Below are 15,704 nucleotides of genomic sequence, written 5' to 3' on the forward strand. Positions count from 1 at the left end.
GATGACCGCGACGGGACTGCTCGGCGAGATCGCCGATGTCGGCCGGGATACCCGGCGGGGCGGATATTCACGCCACGCCTACGATTACGCCGAACTCGAGCTGCGGGATTGGTTCACCGAGCAGGCGCTGCGCCGCGGACTCGATGTCGCCACCGATCGCAACGGCAATATCTGGGCGTGGTGGGGGAGCGCCGGTCCCGATGCTGTGGTGACCGGCAGCCACCTGGATTCGGTGCCCGGCGGCGGCGCGTTCGACGGCCCGCTGGGGGTGGCCAGTGCGCTCGCCGCGGTGGATATCCTGCGGGACAAGGGATTCGCCCCGGCCAAGCCGCTGGCGCTGCTGGTGTTCGCCGAGGAGGAGGGCGGCCGATTCGGGGTGCCGTGCCTCGGTTCCCGGCTGCTGACCGGTGCCATCGATGCCGACCGCGCCCGCGGTCTGCGCGACGGCGCAGGGATCACCCTCGCGGAGGCGGCGGCCAAGGCGGGGCGCCAACCGGAGCATTTCGGTGTCGACACAGAGGCGCTGGCCACCATCGGCTGCTTCGTCGAACTGCACGTGGAACAGGGCCGTGGTCTCATCGATCTGAACAGCCCGATCGCCACCGGCAGCAGCATCATCGCGCACGGCCGCTACCGGTTCTCGTTCTCCGGCCAGGGAAACCACGCGGGCGCCACGCTGATGGGCGACCGCAGCGACCCGATGCTGCCCGCCGCCGCCGTGATCGCCGCCGCGCGCCGGATCGCCTCCGCCACACCGGATGCCAGGGCCACCGTCGGCAAGCTGGTGCCGACTCCTGGCGGTACCAATGTCATTGCCTCGACGGTCGACCTCTGGCTCGATGCCCGCCTCGCGGGTGCGGGCCGCACCGGCGCGCTCGTCGAGGATATCGCCGCGGCGGCGCGCGAGGCCGCGGCCGCGGAGGGGTGCGCGGTCACCGTTACCGAGGAGTCCTATTCGGACGACGTGGTTTTCGACGAATCGTTGCGTACCAGGATGGATACCGTCCTCGGCGGCCTCCCCGCCCTGCCGACCGGTGCGGGCCACGACGCGGGCGTACTCGCCGCGCACGTCCCCACCGGAATGCTCTACGTACGCAACCCGACCGGTATCAGCCACTCCCCGGAGGAGCACGCCGAACCGTCCGATGTGGACGCGGGCGCACTGAGTTTGGCCCGAGTGCTGGAGGACCTGGCCCGATGACCACTTACTGGGCCGAACACGCCTGGCTCCCGGAGGGGATCGCCGCCGGGGTGGCCATCGAGGTGGACGGTGCGACGATCCGCTCGGTGACCAGCGGCGCCGAGCGGACCGGTAAAGAGTTGCGCGGCTTGACCGTTCCCGGTTTCGCCAACGCCCACTCACATGCCTTCCACCGCGCGCTGCGCGGGCGCACCCAGCACGATCGCGGCACCTTCTGGACCTGGCGCGATCAGATGTACGCCGTCGCGGCCCGATTGGATCCCGACTCCTACTACCGGCTGGCGCGCGCGGTCTACGCGGAGATGGTGCTCGCCGGATACACCAGCGTCGGGGAGTTCCACTACCTGCACCATGCACCGGGCGGCGCCCGCTACGCCGACCCGAACGCGATGAGCGCGGCGCTCGCCGCCGCCGCCGCGGATGCCGGTATCCGGCTGACGCTGCTCGACACCTGTTATCTGGCAGGCGGATTCGGCCGCGAACTCGGCGAGCACCAGCTGCGGTTCAGCGACGGCGACGTCGGCGCGTGGGCCGAGCGCGCCGCCGCGTACAAACCGGAGCAGGATCTGGTGCGCACCGGCGTCGCCGCGCATTCGGTGCGCGCGGTGCCGCACGGCGCGCTGCGGGTCATCGCCGAACAGGGCAAGGGCAGGCCGATGCATGTGCACCTGTCCGAGCAGCAGGCGGAGAATCGCGACTGCCTCACCGCGCACGGCCGGACGCCGGCCGCGCTGCTCGCGGAGGCGGGCTTCCTCGGCCCGGATACCGTCGCCGTGCACGCCACCCATGTGACCGGCGCGGATATCCGCCTGCTCGCGGGGATGGACGTGCGCGCCTGCTTCTGCCCGACCACCGAGCGCGACCTCGGCGACGGCATCGGCCCGGCCCGCGCGCTGGCCGATGCCGGTGTCCGGCTGTGCCTGGGCAGCGACAGCCAGGCGGTGGTCGACGCGTTCGAAGAGTGGCGCGCGCTCGAGCTCGACGAGCGCCTGGCCAGCGGTATGCGCGGCCGCTTCGAGATACCCCAGTTGTACGCCGCCGCAACTGATCACGCCTCGATCGGCTGGCCGGAGGTGGGCCGTATCGAAGCGGGCGCCGCGGCCGACCTGGTCACCGTCGACCTGGACTCGATCCGCACCGTGGGCACCGCACCGGCCGCCGCGCTCTTCGCCGCCACGGCGAGCGACGTGCGCGAGGTGGTCGTCGCCGGTGCCGAAGTGGTCACCGGCCATCGTCATCGGACCGTCGAGGACGTGGAAACCATACTGCGACAGGAGATTCAGCGGCTGTGTCGATCTTGATCACGGGTATCTCCGAGCTGACGACGAACGAGCGCGGCGGGCCGCTGCACAACGCGGCCGTCGTGCTCGACGGCGGGCGCTTCGCCTGGGTCGGCGCGGCGGCGGCCGCGCCGGCGGCCGACGAGCGCGTCGACGTGCAGGGCCGCGCGGCGTTGCCGGGCTGGGTGGACAGCCACACGCATCTGGTGTTCGCCGGTGACCGCACCGCCGAATTCGAGGCGAGGATGGCGGGCCAGCCTTATCGGGCCGGTGGTATCGCGACCACCGTCGCCGCCACCAGAAGCGCCACGGACGAACAACTTTCGGCCAACCTGAACCGCCACATCGCCGAGGCGCGGCGACAGGGCACCACCTGCCTGGAGACCAAGACCGGCTACGGGCTCAACGTCGCCGACGAGGCGCGCTCGGCCCGCATCGCCGCCGCGTCCGCCGACGAGGTGACCTACCTCGGCGCGCACCTGGTGCCGCAGGGCACCGATGCCGACACCTACGTGGATCTGGTCTGCGGCGAAATGCTGGACGCGGTGGCGCCTTTCGTGCGCTGGGCCGATGTGTTCTGCGAGACCGGTGCCTTCGACGAGAAGCAGTCCGAGCGGGTGCTGCACGCGGCCGCCGCCCGCGGTCTCGGTTTGCGCGTGCACGGCAATCAGCTCGGCGCCGGGCCGGGCGTGCAGCTCGCGGTGCGCCACAACGCGGCAAGCGTCGATCACTGCACCCACCTCACCGACGCCGATATCGAGGCGCTGGCCAGTTCGAGCACCGTCGCCACCGTGCTGCCCGCCTGCGATCTGTCCACCCATCAGCCGCTCGCGCCCGCCCGCGCTTTGCTCGACGCGGGCGCCACCGTCGCACTGGCCACGAACGCCAATCCGGGGAGCTCCTACACCACCTCGATGGCGTTCTGCGTCGCGACCGCCGTGCTGCAGATGGGTCTTTCGGTCGCCGAGGCGGTCTACGCCGCCACCGCCGCCGGTGCCGCGGCACTGCGCCGCGACGACGTCGGCGTCATCCGGGTCGGTACGCGCGCCGATATCCAGGTGCTCGACGCACCGTCGGTCACGCATCTGGCCTATCGGCCGGGAGTCCCGCTCACCCACGCGGTCTGGCGCATGGGTGAGCGGGTCTGATCGGACATCACGCCCAGCGGTCGCCCGCCGTAGGCACCACGCAATACGGTGCCGGCGCCTGTAATTCGAGCTCGAACACCGAAACATGCTGTGTCACATTCCGGAACGATCGAGCGCCCAGATCGGCCGCGGCCATCCCGGCGACGCGGGCGGCGTGTGCCATCTGGTGCGTCACCAGCACCTGACCGCTGCGCGCGGTGGCGGCGATGCGGGCCGCGAGATTGACCGTCGCGCCGAAGATATCGCCGTTGCGCTCGATCACCGGGCCGTAGTGCGCGCCCGCGTGGATGTCGAGCGGACGGGAGGCCCGCGCGCAGCATTCCGAGATCCGTTGCAGTAGTTCGATTCCGGAGACGGGCGAGGCCGAGGAGATCAGTACCGCGTCGCCCATGGTCTTGACCAGCCGGTCGCCAGGGGCCAGCTGATCGATGGCGATATCGGCCAGTTCCTGAGCCATATCGGCGGCGAGCTCGTCGCCGTGTGTCTCGGTGATCGCGGTATATCCGACGAGATCGACGAACGAGACCGCCAGCGGTGCGGTCGGGTACGCCCGATAGAAGTCACGTTGAGCCACGGGTGCCTCCCAAGATGGTGCGTGTGGTTGGCGTCGACAGTGACGCAGTGCCGGATATCGGCAGGCGAGGTGGTGCGCGTCGACGGTGACGCATCGCCCTGGGTTGGCCGGAAGTTCGACCGTGTGAGGAATTGAACGGCATCCTGGCATCCCGGCGCGCGGGTATCGGTTGCTATCCTGGGGGGCAAACCGGACATGTTTGCCGAGAGTTGTCTGAATGGCGAAGCTAGATCCATTCCTCAATGCCGCAACCATCCCGCCGACCATCCTGTACAGGCTGGAAGGGATTGCCACGCGCCGGGGATATGTCACGGACGCCTGGTTTGCCGGAACCGGCGTGACGGCGGATCAACTGGGCCTACCCGGCGTCAAGCTGTCCTTTCATCAGACCGCGCAGATCCTGCGCCGCGCGCTGCGGATGCTGCCCGACGAGCCCTTCGGGATGATGGTCGGCGTCCGGGATGTGGACGCGGGGCTCGGCATGCTCGGCCTGGCCATGCGGTCGTGCTCGACCGTGGGTGGTGCGCTCGAGCTCGGCATGCAGCTACATCAGGCGATGGGCAGCGTCTTGGACTTCGAGGCCGAGTACTTCGGCGACAAGGTCGCGGTACGGCTGCATGAACGCGCGCCGGAACCGGAACTACTCCGTTTTCTGTGCGAGGACGCGCTGACGGCACTGGGCGTATTCGCTCGTTCACTGGTCGGCGGGACCGGCAGTCCGACCCTGCTCCAACTGCGCTATCCGGAACCGGGCTACGGCGCCGAATACCGGCGCTTCTTCCGCTGCCCGGTGCAGTTCGATGCCGAGGCCAACCGGATGGTGTTTCCGGCGTGGCAACTGGACCAGCCGCTGCCTACCCACAGCGAGGCCAGCCGCGCGCTCGCGATCGACGCCTGCCTGCGCCTGCTCGATCCGGGGGACACCAGGCCCGACATCATCGCCTCGGTCGAAGCGATGATGAGCAGGAACCTGCGTCAGCCGCTGACCATGGCCGAGGTCGCGTCCCGGCTGTCGATCACCGAGCGCACGCTGCGCCGTCAGCTCACCGATGCGGGCACCCGGTTCAGCGCACTGCGCGACGACGTTCGCCACCGGCGCGCGGCCTACCTCGTCGCCGAGACCAGGATGACGATCGCCGAGATCGCCGCCGAGGTCGGTTTCAGCGATCCGCGCGAGTTCCGCCGCGCCTTCATCCGCTGGACCGGCGGCCCGCCGAGCGCGGCGCGCCGGGTCAGCGGGCCGGGAATCGGATGATCCGGTCATCGCCGTTGCGCACCTCGCCGCGACCGTCGGTGTTGGATGTGGTCAGCCACAGCGCGCCGTCCGGCGCGACCGCGACGGTGCGCAACCGGCCGTAGCGGCCGCGCAGTTGCTCCTTCGGATCACCGAGGCGGCCGTCGCGCAGCGGCACCGTCCACAACCGCTGCCCGCGCAGCGCCGCGACGTAGAGCGTGTCGCCCGCGATGGCGATGCCGGACGGCGATGCCGCGGAGGTGGCCCAGGTGACCTGCGGATCGGTGAAGCCGCGATCGGCGCCGCCGGTGCCCTCCACCGTCGGCCAGCCATAGTTCTTGCCGGGTTCGATCAGATTGACCTCGTCGAAGGTGTTCTGGCCGAACTCGCCCGCGAACAAGCGGCCCTGCCTATCCCACGCCAGGCCTTGCACATTGCGGTGGCCGAGGCTGTAGACGGGGGAGCCCGGTGTCGGATTACCCGGCGCCGCATGGCCTTCCGGAGTCAGCCGAAGTATCTTGCCGTTCGGGCTCGCCGGATCTTGGGACCGCGCACCCTGTCCGGCGTCGCCGGTGCCGACGTAGAGCATCCCGTCCGGGCCGAACGCGATCCGGCCGCCGTTGTGGATCCCGGCCTTCGCCAAACCTTCGAAGATCACCTCCGGCTGTCCGCCGAGGGTGAAGCGGACGATCCGGTTGTCCGTCTCCGCGGTGAAATAGGCGTAGATATAACGAGTTTCGGCGTATGCCGGGGATATCGCGAGCCCGAGCAGGCCGCCTTCGCCGCGTGCGACCACGCCCGGCACCCGATAGACGGGCTCGGCGGACCGTCCCGGCGATATCCGCAGGATCCGACCCGAATCACGTTCCGCGACAACCGCATCGCCGCCGGGCAGGAAGGCGAGACCCCATGGGACATCGATACCGCGCACCACCTCCGCACCCGCGCTCAGGTCGGGCCGCCCCGACGGATCGCTCGGCGCGGTGCTACCGGCGACCGGCGTCGCCGAGCCGGGCGGGTGCTCGGAACCGCCACTGTCACAGGCCGTGAGCGCGCCGACGGCAAGCAGCATGGTCATCGTGGCGCGGAACAGTACGGACGTCACTCACGCCATTGTCGTCGCCGCCGGACCCGTTGTGCGGCAATGAGCCCGAGCGACGGTCAACTCTTGCGCAGGTTGCCGACGATGGTGCCGCCGAAAACACCGGGGGTGCTGTAGGACACCGAGCCGTCGGCCTGCAATTTGACCGTGCTCGGCTGTCCTTCATCGTTGCAGCTGGTGCCGGAGGTGAGCCGGGCGGTGAAGGTGAGCTCGGCCTCGGTCGCGTTGGTGAGCCGTTCCGCGCGTCCGCATCGCTCACGCGAGACCACGCCGGTATTCGAGGAGGTGGCCACCTCCTCACCGAGTTTGCCGTCGCGAATGGTCAGTTCGATCTCGAAGCGGACCGGTCCATCGGAGGCGGTGCCGCGCCATTGGCCGACAAACGCTTTCGGCACCGATGGCAGGGACGGGCCGCTGGTGCTCGATGTGGTGCCGCCCGAATCGCCGCTGGTGACACTGACGGTGACCGAGCGGCCGCCGTCGGATTTGCCCGTCAGCTGTTTGCCGATCAAGAACGTACCGACGGCGGCGAGCACGCAGGCGACAATCAGTCCGGTGATGATCGCGGTCCGTCGACGGCTCCGTGGCGGTGTGCCCTGTTGGGCGTCAGGGTGCTGTGGGTGCATGGCCGGTGCCGGATGCGGTCCGTACGCGCCGACGGCGTCCTGCGGCCAGGACTGGCTTGCGGCCGGAGGGTACTGCGCGAACTGGCCGGAACTCGGCTGGCCACCGCTCGTACCCGGTGGACGCAACCCGGCCGTCGGAGTCGTCTGCTGCCACGACGGATTCATCACCGGCCGCGGCTGGGACGGATCCGTGAACAGCCGCGGCCCCGACGGATCCGACAGCGCGGTCGGTGTCATCGTCTCCGCCGCGTACCGGTCGACCTTGTTCGGCCCCGTATCCAGATCGAGCAGCCGCACCGCCCGCCTGCTGACCTCCTCCAGGACCGGTGCGGGCAGCCAACCGCGCTGTGGCACCTCGAGATTCGTCAGCTCGGCGAGCAGCTGCTCGGTGGTCGGCCGCCCATCGACCTCCTTCGACAGGCAGGCCGTGACCAGCGGACGCAACCGCTCGGGCACCGAATCCAGTTGCGGCTCCTCGTACATCACCCGCCACAGCATCTGCATGGTGTCGCCCGCGCCGAACGGTCCGTGCCCGCTCGCCGCGAACACCAGCACGCCGCCGAGTGCGAACACATCGCTGGCCGGACCGACCGGATCGCCGGTGATCTGCTCCGGGCACATGAATCCCGGTGAGCCGATAACCTTTCCGGTGGTGGTGAGGTGCGCGTCGGTGACGGCGCGGGCGATACCGAAATCGATCACCTTCGGTCCGTCCACCGCGAGCAGCACATTCGACGGCTTCAGATCGCGGTGCACGATGCCCGCCGAATGCACGGCGATCAGCGCCTCGACCAGCCCGCGCGCCAGCACGAGCAGTGTGTGCTCGGTGAAGCTGCCGAACTGCTCGACCGCGTCGGTCAGCGAGAATCCGGCCACATAACCCGTTGCCAGCCACGGCGGATCGGCGTCCACATCGGCGTCGAGCACCGGCGCGGTGAACCGCCCGCCGACGAGCCTGGCCGCGGCCACCTCGCGCCGGAACCGTTCGCGTGACTGCGCGTCATCGATCAGGTCGGGCCGGATCACCTTCACCGCGACGGTGCGCCCGCCCATGTTCCGGCCCAGATACACCCGGCCCATACCGCCCGCGCCGAGCAGGCCGAACAGCCGGTAGTCCCCGATCCGCGTCGGATCGTCCACCCCGAGTGGTCGCATCGAGTAACCGGCTCCCTCATGACTGGTGCGTCGAACAACTCGAAGGCTACCCACCGGCGTCGCGCGGCACCTAGCGGAGCGGCCAAGGCATCACGAAATTCTCATACGGCGCTGGCCATCCTGTCTCACGAAGACATTCCGGCCCACGGAATGCTGACGGAAGGCAGAGTTGTGAAGCGAATGGTTGTGGTGGCGGTGGCGGTCGCGTCGGTGCTGACGGTGGCGGGTTGCTCCGGCGGCAGCAGTGATACGGCGAGCACGTCGAGCTCGGCCAAGGCCAAGCCCGCGGCGACCACCACCGCGGCGCTCGCGGCGGATCCGGCGGGCACGAAGAAGGCGTGCGACGACATCGTCGCCGCGATGGACGAGCTCGGCGCCAAACAAGACGGACAGCTCGGTGAGATCGCCAAGGGCAATTTCGATCCGGTGCAGAGCTACTACCGCAGCTTCTCCGCGCGACTGCGCAAGGACGCGACGCTCACCGACAATGCCACCATGAAGAGCGGCATCGAATCGATCGCGAAGATCAGCGACGGCGTGGTGAATGCCAAGACCCCCGAGGAGTTCTCGGCCGCGATGACCGTCGTCGCCGGCCTGGCCGAGACCGAAGCGGTGAAAAAGGTGGATGCCATCTGCGGATGAGCGTGAATCATCGCGGGATCATCATCGGATCACTGAGCGACCAACCGCCCTCGACAGCATGGATTCGCGTGGATATCGTTCCGCGGGGCACGGTTTCGCCGCTGCCACGGGTAGCGACCGGACTGAGCGGATAGGGGCGGGGACCGCTCAGCCGACGAGGTCGCGTGGGTCGGTGTTGGCGCCGCACAGCACGACACCGATCCGCTCACCCTCGCGCGGCAGGTACGCGCCCGTTGCCAGGGCGGCCAGGCCGGTGGCCGAGCCGTGTTCGATCGCCAATCGCCGCTGTTCCCACAGGTTTCGGCGGGCGCGGATGATCGCGTCGTCACCGACCACCACCGAGTGCGCGTCGGCCGCGGTGGCCCAGGCCAGCGCGGCCGCGGAAACCCTTGGGGCGCCGAGGGAATCGGCGGCGATCGAATCGACCGTCACATCCTGGACGTCACCGGCCGCCAGCGCCGCGTTGAGCGCTCGGCTGCCCTCGGGTTCGGCGCCGACCACGCGAATACCGACATGATGGGCGGCCGCGGTGATTCCGGCGAACATGCCGCCCGCGCCGACCGCGAGCACCACGGTATCCAGGCCGGGGACGGCGTCGGCGAGCTCGAGCAGCAGGGTGCCCGCCCCCGCCGCGGTGAGGTTGCGGTCGTAGGCGCAGGCGTCGATCGCGCCGGTCCGCGCCATGAACTCCGCCGCGAATGCCTTGGCGTCGGTTTGTGTCTCACCGGCGACGCGCACGTTCGCGCCGAGTTCGCGCAGCCGCTCGACCTTCGCCGCAGGCGCCGATTCGGCCAGGAACACCGTCGCGGGCACGCCGAATGCCGAGGCGGCCCAGGCGAATCCGAGGTCGGCGTTGGCGCCGCTCGCGGCGGTGATGCCCGCTGTCGGCAGCGCGCCGTTCTCGAGCAGCGCCGCAAGTAGATTGGCGGCGCCCCTGGCCTTGAACGAGCCCGAGTGCTGCAGGAATTCGAGCGCGAGGAACAGATCGCCGCCCGCCGGTGCGACGGTCAGCGGCCGGACCACGCCGGTGATGCGCTCGGCGGCCGCCTTCACCTCACCGATGGTCGGCGTGCACCCCTGAACCACTCGACGGTCTCCTCATCGCTCTCGGGTCCCCGTCGAGGGCACCACGGCCGTGCCAGGTCCGGCACCGGCAAAACCATACCGTGTGGTGTGGTTTGCGGGTTGTGGTGACCTCAGGCGATCGGGTGATCGGTATGCCGCACCAGCGGCCAGTCGACATCCACCCGCCCGGCCAGCACCAGGTAGTTGTCGAAGATCGCGAGCGCGACCTGGGCGATGACGTCGACGATATCGGTGGGCGTCAACGCGCCGCGTGCCACGCGGAGTTCCTCGTCGGTGACCGCACCGCGGCGGCGCACGAGTGCCGCGGTGAGCGCGAGCACGGCGGCATCCCTCGGCTCCGCGGCCGTGCCCGAGCGCGCGTCGCCGACCTCGGCCTCGGTCAGCCCCGCGGTGCGCACACCCAGGAAGCTGTGCGCCGACAGCCCGTAGTCGCAGCGGTTCTCCTGCGCGACGAGCAGGCCGATGCGGGCGCGGGTCGCCGCCGTCATATCGCTGCGGCCGAGCGCGTCGGCGAGTACGAGGTAGCCGCGCATCGCGGCCGGGCTGTTCGCCATCGCCTTCGCGATATTCGGCGTGATGCCGAAGGTCCGATGCGCGAGGGTGAGCGCCTCGCGGGCCTCGTCGTCGGCGTTGTCCGGGTCGATGAGTGGCAGTTGCGGCATGGAAACAGCATGTGGCGGCGCGTTGATACTTTTGCGATGCGTCCACGATGGGTGTTCTATATGAGCCGAGATGGGTGTGCGTTTTACGGTCCTCGGGCCGACAGAGGTTCTCGTCGACGGCCGCGCACTCGCGGCGGCGCCGCGGCATCGGGCGGTATTGGCCTATCTGCTGATCAACGCCGGGCGCGCGGTCTCCACCGAACGGCTGATCGAGGCGATGTGGGGGATGGAGCCCCCGGACACCGCGCGCTCGCAGATCCACGCCGCGGTCACCGCGATCCGCCGGGTATTGCGCGCGGCGGAAGTCCCGCACGTGCTGGAGACCATGCCCGCGGGGTACATCGCGCGGCCGGATCCGGATCACCTCGACCTGGACGAATTCACCCGGCGGGTCACCGCGAGCCAGGCGCTGGCCGGCGCCGACCCGGCGGCCGCGGTCGCGGAGCTGCGCGCGGCGTTGCGGCTGTGGCGCGGCGAGGCGCTGGCCGGGCTCAGCGCCGACTACGTCGAATCCGTGCGGCGGCGGCTGCGGGAGAAGCGGCTCACCGCATTCGAGCGGCTCGCCGAACTGGGATTGGCCCTCGGTGAGCACGATCGGCTGCTCGACGAACTCACCGCACAGGCGGCGGCCAACCCGCTGCGCGAGAAACTCGCCGGGCAGCTGATGCTCGCGCTGCATCGCGCGGGCCGTCAGGTCGACGCGCTCGCCGCCGCACGCACCTTCCGGATGACGCTCGCCGACCAGCAGGGGCTCGACCCGGGGCGTGATTTCGTCGCGCTCGAGCAGGCGATCCTGCGCGATGAACCGGAGCAGCCGAGCAAGGCCGCACCGGTCGCCGCGCGGCCCGCGGTGCGCCGGGCCAGCTTCCTGCCCTACGACATACCGGATTTCGCGGGCCGCGACGCGGAACTCGACCGGCTGCTCGCGCCGCAGGCCGCGACCTCGGCGACGATCTTCACCATCGACGGCATGGCGGGCATCGGCAAGACCGCGCTGGCCATCCGCGCCGCGCACCGGGTCGCCGATCGCTGTCCCGACGGGCAGCTGTTCATCGATCTGCAGGCGCACGCGGCGGGCCTCGCGCCGATCACGCCGGATGCCGCGCTGGAAATCCTGTTGCGCCAGCTCGGCATTCCCGCCGAACTCATCCCGGCGGCCACCGCCGAGCGCGGCGCGCTGTGGCGGGCCGAACTGGCCGAGCGCCGGGTGGTCGTCGTGCTGGACAACGCGGCCGATGCCGACCATGTCCGCGCGCTGCTGCCAGGGCCTGGCGCGAGCCTGATCCTGATCACCAGCCGCAGGCGGCTGGTGGATCTGGACGGCGCGCGGACGCTGTCGGTGGATCTGCTGCCTGCCCGCGACGGTGTCGCGCTGTTCGAACGCACCGTCGGCGCTCGCGCGGTCGACGAACCGCTCGCGGTGCTGGATGTGTTGCAGCTGTGCGGATTTCTGCCGCTCGCGGTCCGGATCGCCGCGGCCAAACTGCTGCACCGGCCGCGGTGGACGGTCGAATATCTGGCGCGGCGGCTGCGCGACGAGCGGCGCAGGCTCGCCGAATTGGCCACGGCCGAACGGGGTGTCGCGGCGGCGTTCACCCTGTCGTATCGCCAGCTGCCGCTGGAGGATCAGCGGATGTTCCGGCTGCTCGGCCTGCATCCCGGGCCCGATATCGATCCCGGTGCCGCGGCGGCCCTGGCGGACACCACGATCGACGACGCGGAGCTCGTCCTGGAGAGCTTGCTCGACGCGCACGTCATCGCGCAGCACGAGCCGGGCCGGTACACCTTCCACGATCTGCTGCGCGAGCACGCACGCGCCACGGTGGCCGCCGAGGAATCCGAGGACGAGCGCGCCGCGGCGCTGGCCCGGCTCTACACGCACTATCTGCATTCGGCACGGGCAGCGGTCGACCTGCTGTTCCCGCACAGCGCTGGGCACCGGCAGCCGCTGCCGCCGGCCGCCGTCGCGGTGAACACGGCCACCGATTCGAACGCGGCGGCGCGATGGCTGGACGACGAATGCGAAAATTTGCTCGCCACTGCGGCTTACGCGGCCGAACACGGTGCGCCTGAGCACGGCCGGGACACCTCCGACACGCTGCGGCCCTACCTCGACGGATATGCCAGGCACACCGCCGCCGCGCGCCTGCACCGGATCGCGTTGGTGGCCAGCAGGCAATTGGCCGACCCGATCGGTGAATCCCGCGCGCGAACCGAGCTGGGCTGGGTCAACTGGCGTCTCGGCGATTACGAGCGCGCGGATACGCATTCGCGCGAGGCACTGCGGCTCGCCCGCGCGGCGGGTGACCGCTATCAGGAAGCCCGGGCGCTCAATACGCTCGGCAAAGTCGCTTGGCGCAGAAGGGATTACGACGCGGCGCACGACCATCTGCTCGCGGCGCTCGACCTCGTGCACACCGCCGGTAACCGCGTGGGTGAAGCCCACGTGCTCGGCAATCTCGGCGCCGTGCTCAGCGATGACGGTCAATTCGCCGCCGCGCGTGCCCATCTCGATCAGGCGCTGCTGTTGCACCGCGAGGTCGGCAACGAGCGTGGCGAGGCGCTGGTGCTGAACTATCTCGGCGCGCTCTGCCGCCGGATGGGCCTGCTCGACAAGGCAAGGGAACAGCACTGTTCGGCCCGCGATCTGTACCGGACGCTCGGCAACGGCAGCGAGGCGTCGGCGTTGAACGGCCTGGGTGAAACTGCCCGCGCCGCAGGCGATCCCGCCGAAGCCGTCGAGCATCACCGCGCCGCGCTCGACCTGATCGGCGATACCGGCGATGAGGCGACCGGCACCGTCGACAAGCCCATCGACCTGCTGGAACGAGCGTGCGCCAACGAGGGCCTCGCCCGCGCGCACCACGACCTGGGCGACCGGGAGCGCGCCCGCACCTGCGCCGAGATCGCACTGAAACTCTATGCGGGACTGGGCATTCCGGAAGCCGACGATCTTCGCGTATTCCTCGACGCCCTGTAGTAAATGCTCATGCCGCCCTCCCAGCTCAGCTTCGACAGGTGGCGGACCGGTTCGGCGCGCGACATCGTGCCGGAGCGCTGCCACCAGGCGGCCGCGGCGGCGGTCGCGCCGATCATGGCACGCGACCACGGTGCGCCACCGTAGGTGTCAGATCGAAAGCCGCGCCTTGGCGATACCCACCCGCCGTCGTTCGACACACCGATGTGATGGGTCCCGATGTGATCGAGGCGAGCGCGCTTCGCGAAGCCATAGATACGGGATCGGCGAGCATCGACTCCGATTTCGGGTGCGCCCTGTACGTGTGAGCAGTAGACTGTACGTGTGGACAGCGGGATCGACCCGGGTGACCTCACCGGGCGGGCGCGGATTCGGGATGCGGCTGTGCGGCATTTCGGTGAGTACGGTTTCGACAAGGCGACCATTCGTGGGATTGCCGAAAGTGCTGGAGTCGCTGCGTCGTTGGTGCGTCATCACTTCGGGTCCAAAGAGGGACTGCGTGACGCCTGTGACGAGCATCTGATCACCATGCTGCGGCGGCTCAACGCCGAAGTGTGGAAATCGGGTGTCGACGCGGCCGGTGATGTTCGGCCGGGACCCGCGCTGGGGCCGTATCAGCGCTACCTGGCGCGCGCTCTGGTCGAAGGTCGGGCGGGGGCGGTGTTCGACGAGATCGTCACGATGCACGAACAATGGCTTGCCGCAACGGAAGACCCTGCCGAACCGCTGCTGGGAGACCGCCGGGCGCGGGCCACCGTGCGGACCGCGATGGCGCTGTCGATGGCGGTGCTCTCCGAGCATGTCGCGCGCAACCTGGGGGAGGACCCAACCAGCCGGGCGGGCGAGTCCCGGTTGCTGCGTGCACTGCTCGACGTCCAATCCCGCCCGCAGCTGACCACAGAGCAAGCGGCGGCCGCAGCTGCCGCTCTAGGCCCCACTTCGGATTGAAGAGTGTCATGCAACCGATTACCGTCGATGTCACCGGCTCTCAGGCCACCGCATTCCTGTCGCTGTATCTGCGCTGGCTCGACAGCAGAGACCACCATTCGATGCTGGACGACGCGTGGGCCGATGCGGCCCTGCGGAATCTGGATTTCGATTTCGCGCAGTTCCACAAGCTGGACTATGCCCGTTTCACCGTCGCCGCCCGGACCCGACTGCTGGACGAATGGGTCGGGCGCTACCTCGCCGACAACCCCGACGCGGTCGTGCTGGACATGGGTTCCGGATTCGACAGCCGCGTCTTCCGTATCGACCCCGGCCGTGGCCACCACTGGTATGACGTGGACTTTCCCAACATCATCGAGGCGCGCAACCGCCTTTACCCCGCGCGGCCCGGCCACACCACCATCGGTGCCTCGGTCGCTGATCCGGAGTGGCTCGATGAGATCCCTGGTGACCGGCCGGTGATCGCGATAGCCGACAGCATCCTGATGTTCCTGACACCCGATCAGGTGCGTACTACCTTTCGGCAGATCATCGATCACTTCCCGTGCGGCGAAGTCGTTTTCACGACCTATTCGTCGCTGGTCGAACGGCGCCAGACGAAAGGCGATCGATCGGGATTCTTCGAAAAATACAATGTCGAGTTGAAGTGGACGCTCGACGATCCACGCGAGCTCGCACAGGTCGACCCGCGCCTGCGTTTCCTGGACCGGCGCAGCCAGATGGAGCGTCGCCTGCATCGCGGCGCACCACTCTACGACCACCTGCTGTGCGCGTTCATCTCCGCCTTCCCATGGACGCGCTACTCCGCGGCGATCCTGCGCTGCGGTTTCTGAGCACGCCAGCGAGGCGGCTCGCCGGGCAGGATGTGCTGCGCCGCAACAAGATCGAATTCTGTGATAGCTGAATGCGAGCCACTGACTGTCTGATATGCCGGAAGTGTTGCTGGTGATATCAGCCGCCTGCTGAGATAGGTTGCGCACCCTCTCGTTTTTGGTTTGCAAGCCAGTTGCTATCTTCTCGTCTCGACATCGGTGATCCATCCGTGCTTACGCGTTACGGTCAAGGAGGA

The 15,704-nt window shown here is 69.3% G+C and carries 14 protein-coding genes; 9 read left to right on the forward strand and 5 right to left on the reverse strand.

All coding sequences use genetic code 11. The annotated features are described in order from the left end of the window. The first annotated feature begins 1 nt into the window (after position 1). Genes ACIG5A_RS26745 through hutI form a run of 3 tightly spaced genes read left to right on the forward strand, consistent with a single transcriptional unit; the run spans position 2 to position 3,629 of the window. Entirely contained in the window at positions 2-1,201 is a 1,200-nt protein-coding gene (locus tag ACIG5A_RS26745; RefSeq protein ID WP_397244717.1) for an allantoate amidohydrolase, read from the forward strand. Next, positions 1,198-2,502: a formimidoylglutamate deiminase gene (locus ACIG5A_RS26750; RefSeq protein WP_397244720.1), complete on the forward strand. Its 1,305-nt coding sequence runs from the start codon at positions 1,198-1,200 to the stop codon at positions 2,500-2,502. The genes ACIG5A_RS26745 and ACIG5A_RS26750 overlap by 4 nt, the downstream gene beginning before the upstream one ends. Next, positions 2,490-3,629, forward strand: coding sequence for an imidazolonepropionase (gene hutI, locus ACIG5A_RS26755; RefSeq protein WP_397244723.1), 1,140 nt, complete (start codon positions 2,490-2,492; stop codon positions 3,627-3,629). The genes ACIG5A_RS26750 and hutI overlap by 13 nt, the downstream gene beginning before the upstream one ends. Before the next feature lie 7 nt (positions 3,630-3,636). Here the strand turns inward: hutI and ACIG5A_RS26760 are convergent, their stop codons facing one another. Next, entirely contained in the window at positions 3,637-4,203 is a 567-nt protein-coding gene (locus tag ACIG5A_RS26760) for an adenylate/guanylate cyclase domain-containing protein (RefSeq protein WP_397244725.1), read from the reverse strand. A gap of 217 nt (positions 4,204-4,420) precedes the next feature. On the opposite strand from ACIG5A_RS26760, the gene ACIG5A_RS26765 reads away from it, so the two are divergent. Continuing rightward, positions 4,421-5,458: an AraC family transcriptional regulator gene (locus ACIG5A_RS26765; protein WP_397244727.1), complete on the forward strand. Its 1,038-nt coding sequence runs from the start codon at positions 4,421-4,423 to the stop codon at positions 5,456-5,458. Here ACIG5A_RS26765 and ACIG5A_RS26770 read toward each other — a convergent pair. Together ACIG5A_RS26770 and ACIG5A_RS26775 are read right to left on the reverse strand one after the other, a co-directional pair. Then, positions 5,436-6,515, reverse strand: a complete 1,080-nt coding sequence (locus ACIG5A_RS26770; protein WP_397245914.1) for a PQQ-dependent sugar dehydrogenase — start codon at positions 6,513-6,515, stop codon at positions 5,436-5,438. The genes ACIG5A_RS26765 and ACIG5A_RS26770 overlap by 23 nt on opposite strands. 83 nt (positions 6,516-6,598) lie before the next feature. Further along, positions 6,599-8,320 (reverse strand): serine/threonine-protein kinase, encoded by a 1,722-nt coding sequence (locus tag ACIG5A_RS26775; protein WP_397244730.1) that lies wholly within the window; start codon positions 8,318-8,320, stop codon positions 6,599-6,601. 171 nt (positions 8,321-8,491) lie between these two features. Between ACIG5A_RS26775 and ACIG5A_RS26780 the strand changes: the two genes are divergently transcribed. Beyond that, positions 8,492-8,962: a hypothetical protein gene (locus ACIG5A_RS26780; protein WP_397244732.1), complete on the forward strand. Its 471-nt coding sequence runs from the start codon at positions 8,492-8,494 to the stop codon at positions 8,960-8,962. A 147-nt stretch (positions 8,963-9,109) separates the two neighbouring features. Here the strand turns inward: ACIG5A_RS26780 and ACIG5A_RS26785 are convergent, their stop codons facing one another. Both ACIG5A_RS26785 and ACIG5A_RS26790 read right to left on the reverse strand, forming a co-directional pair. Further along, positions 9,110-10,048, reverse strand: coding sequence for a pyridoxal-phosphate dependent enzyme (locus ACIG5A_RS26785; RefSeq protein WP_397244735.1), 939 nt, complete (start codon positions 10,046-10,048; stop codon positions 9,110-9,112). A gap of 110 nt (positions 10,049-10,158) precedes the next feature. Continuing rightward, entirely contained in the window at positions 10,159-10,710 is a 552-nt protein-coding gene (locus ACIG5A_RS26790) for a carboxymuconolactone decarboxylase family protein (RefSeq protein WP_397244737.1), read from the reverse strand. Positions 10,711-10,780: 70 nt separating this feature from the next. On the opposite strand from ACIG5A_RS26790, the gene ACIG5A_RS26795 reads away from it, so the two are divergent. The 4 genes from ACIG5A_RS26795 (at position 10,781) to ACIG5A_RS26810 (ending at position 15,468) form a co-directional block, all read left to right on the forward strand. Further along, positions 10,781-13,690, forward strand: a complete 2,910-nt coding sequence (locus ACIG5A_RS26795; RefSeq protein ID WP_397244739.1) for an AfsR/SARP family transcriptional regulator — start codon at positions 10,781-10,783, stop codon at positions 13,688-13,690. A gap of 9 nt (positions 13,691-13,699) precedes the next feature. Beyond that, positions 13,700-13,834, forward strand: a complete 135-nt coding sequence (locus tag ACIG5A_RS26800; protein WP_397244741.1) for a hypothetical protein — start codon at positions 13,700-13,702, stop codon at positions 13,832-13,834. 177 nt (positions 13,835-14,011) lie between these two features. Further along, the gene (locus tag ACIG5A_RS26805) at positions 14,012-14,635 is read left to right on the forward strand and encodes a TetR/AcrR family transcriptional regulator (RefSeq protein WP_397244742.1); all 624 of its coding nucleotides are present in this window, start codon (positions 14,012-14,014) and stop codon (positions 14,633-14,635) included. An 8-nt stretch (positions 14,636-14,643) separates the two neighbouring features. Next, on the forward strand, positions 14,644-15,468 hold the full coding sequence (locus tag ACIG5A_RS26810; RefSeq protein ID WP_397244744.1) for a class I SAM-dependent methyltransferase: 825 nt from the start codon (positions 14,644-14,646) through the stop codon (positions 15,466-15,468). Positions 15,469-15,704: the final 236 nt, after the last annotated feature.

It is taken from the genome of Nocardia sp. NPDC052566 (genome assembly GCF_044547285.1).
Lineage (GTDB): Bacteria > Actinomycetota > Actinomycetes > Mycobacteriales > Mycobacteriaceae > Nocardia.